Source organism: Streptomyces sp. NPDC020747 (genome assembly GCF_044334695.1).
In the GTDB taxonomy this organism is placed as follows: Bacteria; Actinomycetota; Actinomycetes; order Streptomycetales; family Streptomycetaceae; genus Streptomyces.
This window is the reverse complement of sequence record NZ_JBIRTJ010000016.1, coordinates 13,058-25,652: the sequence shown is the minus strand read 5'-3', so window position 1 is coordinate 25,652 and position 12,595 is coordinate 13,058. Positions and strand designations below refer to the sequence as shown.

Genomic DNA, 12,595 nt, shown 5'->3' with positions numbered 1-12,595 from the left:
AGTGGCGGGTGCCCTGTTCGGCGTCGGACAACGACTTCTCGATGCGAGCTTTGACTGGAGCATTCCACTCGCCGCGGCGATCGGAGCCGTGGCCGGGGCCGCAGCTGGGTTTGTGTTTCCGCAGCTCTCGCGACCGGACAAGCCACCACGCTATGAGTGAACGTGAGCGGCGATGTCCCGGACTGTTCAAACCTGTCTTGGGGCAACCGGTCCAGAGAGGGCACGATCACGGGCGAGAAGGTCTCCCAGCTCTACAGGTTCGTCGTCGGCTACCAGGACCCGACTGACCTCTACCACCTCGGCGCCCGCTACCTCGACACCAACCTCGGCCGCTTCACCCAGCCCGACCCCTCGGGCTTGGAGACCGACCCCTACCTCTACGCTTCCGGCGACCCCACCAACATCATCGACCCCAGCGGCCTGTTCTCCTTCGGCAACTTCATGGGGGACTCGGGAGCGCGGTGGTGGCAGCTGGATCAAGCATCCTCACCCTCAGCACGGCCCCTGCGTGCGTCACCATCGCGGGGTACCACGATCGGTAGGTGGGAGTCTCGTATGAGTTCTTCAGGAACGCCTTCTAGTGAGCGGTGACGCCAAGAAGCGAGTCGTCGCCGGTGCCAGCATCATCGCTGTGGCTGGGGTGACATACGGCATCGCTGCACTTGTCGGGGCCAACCCCGGCTACGCCTTGATCGCTGTGGGGGGGGCGGGCGCGGTGTCGTGCTGTGGAACGTCGCGTAATTCGGCTCTGGCGACGATCACGTGACGTGGTCAAGGTGTCAGCAGCATTCGCATTCTGAGTGGGTGTTAGATGTAATTCGCGCCGACAGTTTCAACATGCTTTGCCTGGTTTTATCACCGACACGCATGACCCGAGATACCTGGAAGATCCCTGCCAATAGGGATCTTCCACCCCATCGCTAAACCAGACGGAATTCGAGCGGCATGCCCTCTCGAACGCCGGAGGGGCTGGAATTCAGCGGGGGCTGAGGGCGTCAGCCTCCCCCCGGGCCCTACCCGAGGATCCCCCGGTCGTACGCCGTCGCCACCGCCGCCGCCCTGTCCTTGACGCCCAGCTTGGCGTACAGGTGGGTGAGGTGGGTCTTGACCGTCGCCTCGCTGATGAAGAGTTCGTGGGCGATCTCGCGGTTGGACGTGCCCTTGGCAACCAGGGCGAGGACCTCACGCTCGCGGGCGGAGAGCGGCTCGTTGCCGGGGGCCCTGGGCGTGCGGACCGCGGAGACCAGGCGGGAGGCCACGGCCGGGGAGAGGACCGTACGACCCTGGGCGGCCGCCCGCACGGCGGTGAACAACTCGTCGCGGGGCGCGTCCTTGAGGAGGTAGCCCGTCGCGCCCGCCTCGATCGCGGGGATCGTGTCGGAGTCGGTGTCGTACGTCGTCAGGACGAGGACCTTGGCGCGGGCGCCCGCGCGGGTGAGGTGCGCGATGGCGTCGACCCCACCGCCGCCCGGCATGCGCAGGTCCATGAGGATCACGTCGGGGTCGAGCGCGGCGGCCTTCTCGACCGCCTCGACGCCGTTCGACGCCTCGCCGAGTACGCGGAATCCGGGCGCGGACTCGAACATGCCGCGCAGACCGTCCCGTACGACGGGATGGTCGTCCACGACGAGGAGGGAGATCGTCCCCTCTTCCGTGCGCTTTTCCGTGCCGTCGTCTGTCGCGTCATCTGTCATGGCGTAGCAACGGTACGCGAGCGGAGAGGGCCGTGCCGTGGCCCGGCTCGGACTCGATCGTGAGGGAGCCCGCGACGCGTTCGGCGCGGGCGCGCATGCCGTCGAGGCCGAAGCCGGCGGCGGTGGAGCGAGCGGGGACGGCGAGCGGGTCGAAGCCGCGGCCGTCGTCGCGGATGTCGAGGATCACCTCGTCGCCGAGGAAGGTCAGGGTGAGGCCGAGGCGGGTGGCGTGGGCGTGCCGGGAGGCGTTGGACAGGGCCTCCTGGGCGATGCGCAGGAGGGTCGCCGAGATCTCCTCGTGGAGCTGCTCGGCGGTACCGGTGACGGTGAACTCGGCGCGTACGCCCGTCCGTTCACCCCATTCGGCGACCGTCTTCTTCAGCGCCTCGGGCAGTCCGTCGTTCTCCAGGGCCACGGGGGCGAGGTTCTGCACGGAGCGGCGGGCCTCGCCGAGGCTGTGGCGGGCGAGGGCGGAGGCGCGGTCGAGATGGGTGCGGGCGGTGGGCAGGTCGGGGGCGCTCCCGACGACCTGGAGCTGGGCGATGATGCCGGTCAGGCCCTGGGCGATGGTGTCGTGGATCTCGGCGGCGAGGCGCCGGCGTTCGTCGGCGACCCCGGCCTCCCTCGCCTGGACGAGGAGTTGGGCGTGAAGGGCGGCGTTCTCGTCGAGGGCCTGCTGCAGGGCGGTGTTGGTGCGTTCGAGTTCGGCGATGGTCCCGGCCCGATCGCGGGAGCGCTGCTCCTCCTGCTCGGTGACGTGGGCGACGAGTGCCTGAAGGCCGAAGTTGGCGACCAGGAGCGCGGCGAACGCGGCCCACTGGGTCCCGCTCCCGAACGGCAGCCCGCCGGCCTGCGCACCGGCCACGGTGACCGCGCTGGCGAACAGCCCGAGCCGCCGCCACATGCCCGGGATCAGCTCGTCGGCGTCCATGTAGCCGGTGGCCGCGTAGAACGCGAAGAACGGGTTGATCCAGGTGAGCGCGAAGGCGATCGCCCAGCGGACGACGTAGTACGCCGTCCCTGCGCGGGACGGGGTCCGGCCGCGGTTCGCCCGGTGGGAGCGGGTGCCCTGCCACCAGAGCTGGAGCGCGAGCGCGGCGACGGCCAGGGCCCCGGCGGCCAGCCATTCGACGGGGCCTTCCATCAGATCGGCCGCGACGGCCGCGAGGACGGCACTGATGCCGAGCAGCCCGTACGGCCCCCAGGTGTGCAGCTGCTCCATGCGCCGGTCGAGCTGTGTGTCCGCCGCGGTCATGCATCCAGTCTGCACTCGGTCGTCCCCTCCCACCGTCCGCACTCGGCCGTCCACCGCCACCGTCCGTACTCGGCCGTCCACTCCCACAGTCCGTACTCGGTCGTCTACTCCCACCGGAACCAGCGGGACGCCGCGGCCGTCAGCAGTACCGTCCAGGCCGCGAGCACGCCCAGGTGGCCCCAGCCGGGCCAGTCGCCCGCCGCAGCCTGGTTCAGGGCCTCGGCGGCCGCGCCGAACGGCGTGCAGCCGACGATCCGGGCCAGTACGTCGGGCATCGTCTGCACCGGCATCCACACGCCCGCGCAGAACATCGACGGGAAGAAGACGGCGGACCCGATGGCGCCCGCGATCTTCGTCGTCCGGGACAGCGCGGAGATCACCGCGCCCATCGCGAGGGCGACCAGAACGGCCAGGACCAGGGCCACGGCGTATCCGAAGGGCTGCTCGGGCAGTCGTACGTCGAACGCGAGGCGGCCGACCGCCAGGGCGAGCAGAGCCGACGTCAGGGCGGCCCCGCCGTACAGCAGCATCTGCGCGGACAGCAGGGCGGCGGGCCGGACAGGGGTGGTGGACATCCGGCGCAGGATGCCGCGCTCGCGGTAGCCGGTGAGGGTCTGCGGCATCGCCTGCACCCCGCCGACGATCAGGCCGAGCAGCACGCTCACCGGGACGTAGGCGTCGACCGGGCGCAGCCCGCCGAAGTCCGGGTCGGCGTCCCGGAAGGCGGGGATCGAGCCGAGGATCACCAGCAGCAGGGTCGGGAACCCGAGGATCCAGAAGAGGCTGCCGGGTTCCCTGCGGAAGAGGCGGACCTCGCTCTTCAGTACGGCGGGATTGACGAGGGTGGTGTTACCGAGGGCGGTCTTGCCGAGAGCCGTGCTCATGCCGCTGCCTCCTTGGTGGCGCCCTGCGTGGCGTCCTTGGTGGTGCCTTGCGTGGTGTCCGCGGTGAGGTCGAGGAACGCGTCGTCCAACGTGGCGTCGGTGACGCGGAGTTGGTGGGCCGTGACGTGGGTGCGGGCGAGGAGGGTGATGACGGCGTTGACGGTCTCGTCGGTGCCGGACAGGGTGACGCGGCCGTCCTTGTACTCGACCGACGCGAGCGCCGGGAGCGCGTTCAGGTCACGGTCGTCGAGGGGTGCGGACGGGGTGAAGCTGATGACTGTGGCGCCCGCCGAGCGGCGGATCAGACCGGCCGGGGTGTCGAGCGCGGCCACCCGGCCCTTGTCGATCACGGCGATCCGGTCGCAGAGCCGTTGCGCCTCCTCCATGAAGTGCGTGACGAGCAGGACGGTGACGCCGTTCGCGCGAATGTCCTCGATGAGCTCCCAGGTGTCGCGGCGGGCCCGCGGGTCGAGGCCGGTGGTCAGCTCGTCGAGGACGACGATCCGGGGGTTGCCTATGAGGGCGAGCGCGATGAACAGGCGCTGTTTCTGGCCGCCGGAGAGCTTGGCGAACCGGGTGGTGAGCTTGTCGGTGAGGCCGAGGCGTTCGGCGAGGGGCCGCCAGTCGAGCGGGCTCGGGTAGAACGCGGCGTACAGCTCCAGGGCCTCACGGACGGTGAGTTTGGCCTGCAGCTCGCTCTCCTGGAGCTGCGCGCCGAGCACTCGGCGGGTGGCCGCGTGCTCGGTGACGGGGTCGAGGCCGGTCACCCGGACACGGCCCGCGTCAGGCACGCGCAGACCCTCGACGCATTCGACGGTGGTGGTCTTGCCGGCGCCGTTCGGGCCGAGGACGCCGAAGATCTCGCCCTCCTCGACCGTGAAGGAGACGCGGTCGACGGCGGGCCTGCCGCCGTACGACTTGCGCAGATCGGTCACTTCGATCACGGGTGTGGATGCCATGCTCCGAGGGTCCCGCCGGGACGGGGTCCGCCACATCGGCCGTCGCGCTCGAACACACATCAACCGATCGGTTGATGCCGTCGTACGACTCGTCGAACACGCAGGTCGTAGGACCAGCGGCGGATCCGGGACCGGCCAAAACTCGGTGGGCGTTGTCAGTGCCGATCCGTAGGCTCGCGTTGATGCCCACTACACCCGCGCCCGCCGCCGACACCCCTGCCGAGGAAGCCACAGAAACCGAACCGGCCAGGAGCCGTTCCGCCGTACGAAGCCTGCTGCGCCTGTGGCCGTACGTGCGGCCCGTGCGTGTCCGGCTCCTCACGGCGGCCGTCGTCGCGGTCGCCGCCTCGTGTACGGGGCTGGTGATTCCGCTCGTTCTGAAGTGGATCGTGGACGGTCCGGTGGCCGACCGGGACACGGGCGGGGTGTGGCTCGGGGCGCTGTACCTGCTGCTGCTCGGGCTCGCCGAGGCGGTGCTCTTCGGGCTGCGGCGATGGCTGGTGGCCCGGCCTCTCGCCGGGGTCGAGGCGTCGATGCGGGCGGAGCTGTACCGGCATCTGCAGCGGCTGCCGGTGGCGTTCCACGACCGTTGGCCCTCGGGGCAGTTGCTGTCGCGCGGCACGACGGATCTGATGCTGCTGCGCATGTTCCTCGCCTTCCCGCTGACGTTCCTGCTGGTCAACGGCGTGACGATTCTGATCGGCTTCGTCATCATGCTGGCCCAGGAGTGGACGCTCGGGCTGGTGCTGCTCGCGCCCGCCGTGCCCGTGATGATCGTCTGCTGGCTCTTCGAGAGTCGTTACTCGAAGGTGGCGCGGCAGGCGCAGGACCAGGTCGGTGATCTGACGACGCTCGTCGAGGAGAGCGTGCTCGGCATCCGGATCATCAAGGGCTTCGGGCGCCATCGCAGTCAGGCCCTCGCCTTCCGGGACCTCTCCCGCACCCTGCGCGGCACGGAGCTCGCCAAGGCACGACTGCTCGCCTGGATCTTCGCCGCGATCACGATCCTGCCCGAACTGGCCATCGGCGCGGCGCTCGTGCTCGGGACGGTGCAGGTGGCCGACGGCGAGCTGTCGACCGGCACGCTCGTCGCCTTCCTGTCCACCGCTCTCGCGCTGCGCTGGCCCATCGAGTCGATCGGCTTCCTGCTGGCGATGAGCCAGGAGGCGGCGACCGCGACGGAGCGGTACTTCGAGGTGATGGACGCGGAACCGGAGTCCGGCGCCAACGGCACCGCCACCTCCTCCGTCCTCCTTCCCTCTCCAGTCCCCAGCCCCAGCCCCAGCCCCAGTGGACTCCGTTTCCACGCCGTCCAGTTCCGTTACCCGGACGCCCCGGCCGACTCCTCTCCCGTACTCGACCGCATCGACCTCCACATCCGCCCCGGCGAGACGATGGCCATCGTCGGCGGCACCGGCAGCGGGAAGACGACGCTCACCGCGCTCGTCCCCCGGCTGCACGAGGTCACGGCGGGGCGGATCACCCTGGACGGCCAGGACATCACCGAGATGCCCAGAGAAACGCTGCGCGCCCTCGTGGCGGTCGCCTTCGAGGAGCCGACCCTCTTCTCCGCGAGCGTGGGGGAGAACGTCCTCATGGGCGCCGAGGCCCACGCGGGCGAGACCGAGCTGAACCGTGCCCTGGCCGTCGCGCAGGCGGATTTCGTCCACGCGCTCCCCCAGGACACGGACACCCAGGTCGGCGAGCAGGGCCTCAGCCTCTCCGGCGGCCAGCGCCAGCGCCTCGCCCTGGCCCGGGCCGTGGTCGGCAGACCCCGCTTCCTCGTCCTGGACGACCCCCTGTCGGCTCTGGACGTGCACACGGAGGCCCTGGTCGAGGCGGCCCTGCGCCGTGTCCTCGCCGACACGACCGCCCTCGTCGTGGCCCACCGCCCGTCCACGGTCATGCTCGCCGACCGGGTGGCCCTGCTCTCCGAGGGCCGCATCACCGCCATCGGCACGCACCACGAACTGCTGCGTACGAGCGCGGAGTACGCCTGGCTGATGTCCGGGACGACGGAGACGGCAGAGATGGCAGAGACGACAGCGACGAGCGAGGGGGACAACCGATGACGGCGCCCACGACCACCGCGCCGACCGACGAGGAGGACCGGCCGGCGCCTCCGCCCAGGAACGGCGACCCCTTCGACCGCGACTCCCTCCCCGCTCCCCCGCGCGCGACGGCCGGCCTCCTGCGCTCCCTGCTCGCGCCGATGAGGGCCCGCGTCGTCCTCGCCGCGGTCCTGCTGCTGCTCCAGCAGGCCGCCGTGCAGGCGGGCCCGCTCCTCGTCGCGTACGCCATCGACCGTGCCGTACCGGCCTTCCGCGGCGACGACCACGGTCCGCTGATCGCCGTGGCGGTCGCCTACGTCCTGGCGTCGGTGGCGGCCGGCACGCTCCAGTACGGCTTCGTCCGCACCTCCGCCCACGTCAACCAGGACGTCCTGCTCGACCTGCGCGGCAGGATCTTCCGGCACGCGCAGGCGCTCAGCGTCGACTTCCACGAGCGCTACACCTCGGGCCGGCTCATCTCACGCTCCACGACGGACGTCGAGTCGCTGCGCGAACTGCTCAGCGAGGGACTCCAGGAGCTCATCACCGTCATCCTGTCGTTCGTCTACATCTCGGCGCTGCTGCTCTGGCTCGACCTGGGCCTCGGCTCGGTCGCCGTGGCCTCGTTCGTGCCGCTGTACCTGCTCATCCGGCTCTACCGGCGCCGCGCCGGACGGATCTACAGCGTCCGCTCGACCGCCATCGCCTCCGTCATCGTGAAGTTCGCGGAGACGATGAACGGCATCCGGCCGGTGCGCGCGTTCCGCCGCGAGGCCGTCAACGACGCGGACTTCCACGTACTCAACAGCCATCACGAGCGCGTCAACGGCGACGCCATCCTGGAGATGGCCCGCTATGTCATCGGCTCCCGGCTCGTCGCCAACACGGCCGTCGCGGGGATCGTCCTGTGGGGCGCCTACCGGGTGGCCTCGGACACCCTGGCGCTGGGTGTGCTGGCCGCCGCGGTGCTGTACCTGCGCCGGCTGTACGACCCGATAGACCGGCTCGGCATGTTCCTCAACTCGTACCAGTCGGCGGCCGCGTCACTGGAGAAGATCGCGGGTCTGCTGGCCCAGGTCCCCTCGGTGCCGGAGCCCGTACGGGCGCGTGCGCTGCCGGAGCTCGTCTCCGAACACCCGGGCCGCGAGGTCGAGTTCATCGACGTCCGCTTCACGTACCGCACCGGCGGCGAGGTGCTCCCGCCCTTCTCGCTGACCCTCCCGGCGGGCCAGACCGTCGCCGTCGTCGGCTCCACGGGCGCGGGCAAGTCGACACTCGCCAAACTCCTGGCCCGCTTCTACGACCCCACGGACGGCCGGGTCCTCCTCGACGGCGTCGACCTGCGCGAGCTCTCGGTGCCCGAACTGCGCCGCGGGGTGGTGATGGTGACGCAGGAGGCGTTCCTGTTCTCCGGCACGGTCGCGGAGAACATCGCCATCGGCCGCCCCGACGCCTCCCGCGAGGACATCGAGCAGGCCGCGAAGGCCATCGGCGCCCACGACTTCATCACCGCCCTGCCGGACGGCTACGACACGGACGTACGCAAGAGGGGTGGCCGCATCTCGGCCGGTCAGCGTCAACTCGTGGCGTTCGCACGGGCGTTGCTCGCCGATCCGGCGGTGCTGATCCTGGACGAGGCCACCAGTTCGCTGGACGTGCCGGGCGAGCGGGCCGTCCAGCGCGCGATGGACACGGTCCTGCGCGGCCGGACGGCGGTCGTCATCGCCCACCGCCTGTCGACCGTCGAGATCGCCGACCGGGTGCTGGTCATGGAGCACGGCCGCATCGTCGAGGACGGCAGCCCGGCCCAACTCGTCGCGGACACGGGCAGGTTCGCGGACCTGCACCAGGCGTGGCGGGACAGCCTGGTGTAGGCGGGCAGCCTCGCGCGGCGGGGCGCGGGCGGCATCTGCGACGCCCGGAGAGGGCGGACGGGCACAGCACGGGATACGGCACGGGATGGGGCCAATGGTCGACGCGTATGAAGAACCCGGGACACCCGACTGCCGCGGTGGCGCGCGGTACCTCTGGTGGCTGGTCGCCAGGCAGCCGGGCCGGGCCGTCGCGGGGGCGGTGCTGGGCACCGTCTGGATGGTGCTCATGGCGCTGACGCCGTATCTGCTGTCCCGCGCGATCGACGACGGCCTCGAACCGGGCGACCAGGCGGTGCTGGCGGGCTGGTCCGCCGCGCTGCTGGGCGTCGGGGTGTTCAACTCCTGGGTGAGCATCATGCGGCACCGCACGATGACCAGGCTCCGGATGGACGCCAACTTCCGGTCGGTCAAGCTCGTGGTGGGGCAGGCGACCCGGCTGGGTGCCACGCTGTCGCGCCGCACGGGAGCCGGTGAGGTCGTCACCATCGGCGTCGGTGACGTGCAGACGATCAGCCAGTCCCTGACGGTGGTCGGCCCTGGTGTGGGCGCGGTCGTCGCCTACGCCGTCGTGGCCGGACTGCTGCTGTCGGTCTCGCTGCCGCTGTCCGCGGTGGTGCTGCTCGGGGTGCCGGTGATAGTCGTACTCGTCGGTCCGCTGATGGGGCGGCTGCGGGGCGCGGAGACGGAGTACCGCGAGCGGCAGGGTGTGCTGACGGCTCGGATCGGGGACCTCGCGGGCGGGCTGCGGGTCCTCAACGGCCTTGGTGGCAAAGGGCTGTTCGCCGACGCATTCCGCCGTGACTCGCAGCGGCTGCGGGTACAGGGGTACCGGGTCGGGTCGGTGACCAGCTGGATCCAGGCGCTCGGCATCGGGCTGCCGACCGTGTTCCTGGCCGTCGTTACGTGGCTGGCGGCCCGGCTCGCCGCCCAAGGGTCCATCACGATCGGCGAGTTGGTGTCCGTGTACGGCTATGTCGCGGTCCTCGTGGCGCCGGTGGCCTTCTTCGTCGAGTGCGGCTACCAGCTCAGCCGGGGTGTGGTGGCCGCCCGTCGCGTCGTACGGTTCCTGTCCCTGGAACCGATGGAGACGGGCCGCGCTTCCGTGGACGCGCCGGCCGAGCCCTCCGTGCTGCACGATCCGCGGTCCGGTGTCCGGGTGGCGCCCGGCAGGCTGACCGCGCTGGTCGGCGCCCGTCCGGCGGAGTCCGCCGCCGTGGTCGACCGGCTCGGCCGGTACACCGCGTCGGCGGCCACCTGGGGCGGCGTACGCCTCGACGCGATCGCCCTGCCGCAGGTCCGGGCACGCATCCTGGTCGCGGACAACGAGGCCGACCTGTTCGCGGGCAGCCTGCGCGACCTGGTCTCCGGCCGCGGGGATCCCGACGAGGAGACCGTCGCCGGGGCGGTGCACGCGGCCGTGGCGGACGACGTCGTGCTCGGGCTGCCGGACGGGCTCGACTCGGCCGTCGACGCGCAGGGCCGCAGCCTCTCCGGAGGCCAGCGACAGCGCGTACGCCTGGTGCGGGCGCTGCTCGCCGACGCCGAGGTGCTGCTCGCGGTCGAGCCCACCTCGGCGCTGGACGCGCACACCGAGGCAGCCGTCGCCGCCCGGCTGCGCGCGGCGCGATCCGGCCGTACGACCGTCGTGACCAGCACCTCGCCGCTCGTACTCGACCAGGTGGACACCGTGTACTACCTGGTCGACGGCAAGGTCGCGGCCGTCGGCCGCCACCAGGAACTCCTCGACGGGGAGCCGGGATACCGCGCGCTGGTGGCCCGCGACGCGGACGACCCGGACGCCGACGAGTCGGACCTGGGCGCACCATCGGGCCTGGCCGCGGCATCGGATCTGGACACAGAGGAGGCCGTGCGATGACCGCGCAGCTGCCGGTCGCCGAGCCGGCCGACGTACGCAGGGCCGCGGGCCGGCTGATCCGCGCGGACGGCCGCGCCTTCGCCGTCGTGCTCGTCCTGAACGCGCTGGCCGCCGCTGCCGGTCTGGTCGGCCCGTGGCTGCTCGGCCGCATCATCGACGAGGTCCGGGCCGGTGGCGGCGTGGCCGTCGTGGACCGCCTCGCACTGGTCATCCTGGTGTGCGCGCTGGGGCAGTTGCTGCTGGCGCGCGCCGCCCGGTACGTGGGGTACCGGTTCGGGGAGCGGACGCTGGCGCGGGTGCGCGAGGAGTTCGTCGAGCGGACGCTGACGCTGCCCGCCTCGGTCGTGGAGCGGGCGGGCACGGGCGATCTGACCGCCCGGGGCACCGCGGACGTCTCCACGGTGGGTACGACCCTGCGCGACGCCGGTCCCGAGCTGCTGGTCTCCTCCGTCCAGTGTCTGTTCATCCTCGGCGCGGTCTTCGCGCTCGACCCGCTGCTCGGCGGCTGCGCGGTGCTCGCCCAGGCCGGTATCTGGCTGGCGCTGCGCTGGTATCTGCGCCGGGCGCGCACCGGTTATCTCGCCGAGGGAGCCGCCACGTCGGAGGTCGCCGAGATCCTCACGGCGACCGCGTCGGGCGGGCGCACGGTGGAGGCGTTCGGACTCCAGCGGCGGCGGATCGCCGCGAGCCGGGACGCGCTGGAGACGTCCCGGCGCACCCGGTTCTACACCCTGTACCTGCGGACCGTGTTCTTCGTGACCGTGGAGATCTCGTTCGTGCTCCCCGTGTCCGTCGTGCTGCTGGTCGGCGGAGCCCTGCACGAGCGGGGCACGGTGAGCCTGGGCGCCGTGATCGCGGCGGCCCTGTATCTGCGGCAGCTGGAATCGCCGCTGGACCAGGTCCTGATGCGGGTGGAGCAACTGCAGGCCAGCAGCGCCTCGTTCGCGCGGGTGGAGGGGCTCGGCCGGGCGCCGCGGGCCGTCCCGTCCGGCTCCCCGGCCCCGGCGGACGACCGGATCGACGTGACGGATGTGCGCTACTCGTACGACCGCGGGGGCGAGGTCCTGCGCGGTGTGGACCTGACCGTGCGGCCCGGGGAGCGGCTGGCCGTGGTCGGGCCCTCCGGCGCGGGGAAGACCACGCTGAGCCGGCTGCTGGCGGGCATCGACGCGCCGCGCTCCGGCTCGGTGACGGTGGGCGGGGTGCCGATCGTCGACCTCGACCCGGAACAGCTGCGGCGGCAGGTCGTGCTCGTCACCCAGGAGCACCACGTGTTCCTCGGCACGGTCCGCGACAACCTGCTCATCGCCGAACCGGCCGCCGGTGACGCCGAGTTGTGGGCTGCCCTCGCGGCGGTCGGTGCCGACGACTGGGTCCGGGAGCTGCCGGACGGCCTCGACACCGGGCTCGGGCCCGAGAGTCCCCATCGCACGGACGGCTCGCGGGCGCAGCAACTGGCCCTGGCCCGGGTCGTGTTGGCCGATCCGCACACCCTGATCCTCGACGAGGCCACGGCGCTGCTGGACCCGGCGACCGCCCGCCACACCGAGCGCGCGCTCGCCGCCGTCCTCGAAGGCCGCACGGTCATCGCCATCGCCCACCGCCTGCACACCGCCCACGACGCGGACCGGGTCGCCGTGATGGAGGACGGCCGCCTGACCGAACTGGGCACCCACGACAGCCTGGTGGCCTCCGACGGCGCGTACGCGGCCCTGTGGCACTCATGGCACGGCGAGCGACCGGGGCTTCCCGGGCAACGGCCGTCATGAGCCTGGTCGTTCGCGGGCCCGAGCCGGCGTAAGCCTCAACCTGCGTAGGCCTGAGCCTGGGTGGGCCTGAGCCTGCGCGGGCCGGGCGCCCGGCAACGCGCCCGTCGGCAACGAGTCCGTATACCGAACATGACCACCCGGACAACGAACCGTTTCCAGCCAACTTCTTGATGCGCACCTGACAGAGAGCGCAATCTCCTGCCACTCTTCCCACGACCGCTCCACAGCAACCC

At 71.6% G+C, this 12,595-nt stretch carries 9 protein-coding genes; 5 read left to right on the top strand and 4 right to left on the bottom strand.

All coding sequences use genetic code 11. The features are described from left to right. The first annotated feature begins 162 nt into the window (after window positions 1–162). The gene (locus ACH4YP_RS35185; RefSeq protein ID WP_398494945.1) at window positions 163–591 is read left to right on the top strand and encodes an RHS repeat-associated core domain-containing protein; all 429 of its coding nucleotides are present in this window, start codon (window positions 163–165) and stop codon (window positions 589–591) included. Between the two features lie 422 nt (window positions 592–1,013). Here the strand turns inward: ACH4YP_RS35185 and ACH4YP_RS35180 are convergent, their stop codons facing one another. The 4 genes from ACH4YP_RS35180 to ACH4YP_RS35165 all read right to left on the bottom strand — a co-directional run bounded on the left by ACH4YP_RS35180 (window position 1,014) and on the right by ACH4YP_RS35165 (window position 4,792). Further along, window positions 1,014–1,694, bottom strand: coding sequence for a response regulator (locus tag ACH4YP_RS35180; protein WP_398494943.1), 681 nt, complete (start codon window positions 1,692–1,694; stop codon window positions 1,014–1,016). After that, entirely contained in the window at window positions 1,684–2,949 is a 1,266-nt protein-coding gene (locus ACH4YP_RS35175) for a sensor histidine kinase (RefSeq protein WP_398494941.1), read from the bottom strand. The genes ACH4YP_RS35180 and ACH4YP_RS35175 overlap by 11 nt, the downstream gene beginning before the upstream one ends. Window positions 2,950–3,053: 104 nt before the next feature. Further along, window positions 3,054–3,833: an ABC transporter permease gene (locus ACH4YP_RS35170; protein WP_361059831.1), complete on the bottom strand. Its 780-nt coding sequence runs from the start codon at window positions 3,831–3,833 to the stop codon at window positions 3,054–3,056. Next, window positions 3,830–4,792, bottom strand: a complete 963-nt coding sequence (locus ACH4YP_RS35165) for an ABC transporter ATP-binding protein (RefSeq protein WP_361059828.1) — start codon at window positions 4,790–4,792, stop codon at window positions 3,830–3,832. The genes ACH4YP_RS35170 and ACH4YP_RS35165 overlap by 4 nt, the downstream gene beginning before the upstream one ends. Window positions 4,793–4,974: 182 nt before the next feature. On the opposite strand from ACH4YP_RS35165, the gene ACH4YP_RS35160 reads away from it, so the two are divergent. From ACH4YP_RS35160 to ACH4YP_RS35145, 4 genes are all read left to right on the top strand, one after another. Further along, window positions 4,975–6,864: an ABC transporter ATP-binding protein gene (locus tag ACH4YP_RS35160; protein WP_398494938.1), complete on the top strand. Its 1,890-nt coding sequence runs from the start codon at window positions 4,975–4,977 to the stop codon at window positions 6,862–6,864. Further along, a complete protein-coding gene (locus ACH4YP_RS35155) occupies window positions 6,861–8,717 on the top strand; it encodes an ABC transporter ATP-binding protein (RefSeq protein ID WP_398494937.1) in 1,857 nt (618 codons plus the stop codon). The genes ACH4YP_RS35160 and ACH4YP_RS35155 overlap by 4 nt, the downstream gene beginning before the upstream one ends. A 94-nt stretch (window positions 8,718–8,811) precedes the next feature. Further along, window positions 8,812–10,593: an ABC transporter transmembrane domain-containing protein gene (locus tag ACH4YP_RS35150; protein ID WP_398494935.1), complete on the top strand. Its 1,782-nt coding sequence runs from the start codon at window positions 8,812–8,814 to the stop codon at window positions 10,591–10,593. Next, entirely contained in the window at window positions 10,590–12,362 is a 1,773-nt protein-coding gene (locus ACH4YP_RS35145) for an ABC transporter ATP-binding protein (RefSeq protein ID WP_398494934.1), read from the top strand. Before ACH4YP_RS35150 ends, ACH4YP_RS35145 begins: the two co-directional genes overlap by 4 nt. Window positions 12,363–12,595: the final 233 nt, after the last annotated feature.

What these genes read in the sequence shown, in the direction of transcription:
- ACH4YP_RS35180 (WP_398494943.1), bottom strand. Translation starts at nt 1,694, where the DNA reads ATGACAGATGACGCGACAGACGACGGCACGGAAAAGCGCACGGAAGAG.
- ACH4YP_RS35175 (WP_398494941.1), bottom strand. Translation starts at nt 2,949, where the DNA reads ATGACCGCGGCGGACACACAGCTCGACCGGCGCATGGAGCAGCTGCAC.
- ACH4YP_RS35170 (WP_361059831.1), bottom strand. Translation starts at nt 3,833, where the DNA reads ATGAGCACGGCTCTCGGCAAGACCGCCCTCGGTAACACCACCCTCGTC.
- ACH4YP_RS35165 (WP_361059828.1), bottom strand. Translation starts at nt 4,792, where the DNA reads ATGGCATCCACACCCGTGATCGAAGTGACCGATCTGCGCAAGTCGTAC.
- ACH4YP_RS35160 (WP_398494938.1), top strand. Translation starts at nt 4,975, where the DNA reads ATGCCCACTACACCCGCGCCCGCCGCCGACACCCCTGCCGAGGAAGCC.
- ACH4YP_RS35155 (WP_398494937.1), top strand. Translation starts at nt 6,861, where the DNA reads ATGACGGCGCCCACGACCACCGCGCCGACCGACGAGGAGGACCGGCCG.
- ACH4YP_RS35150 (WP_398494935.1), top strand. Translation starts at nt 8,812, where the DNA reads ATGGTCGACGCGTATGAAGAACCCGGGACACCCGACTGCCGCGGTGGC.
- ACH4YP_RS35145 (WP_398494934.1), top strand. Translation starts at nt 10,590, where the DNA reads ATGACCGCGCAGCTGCCGGTCGCCGAGCCGGCCGACGTACGCAGGGCC.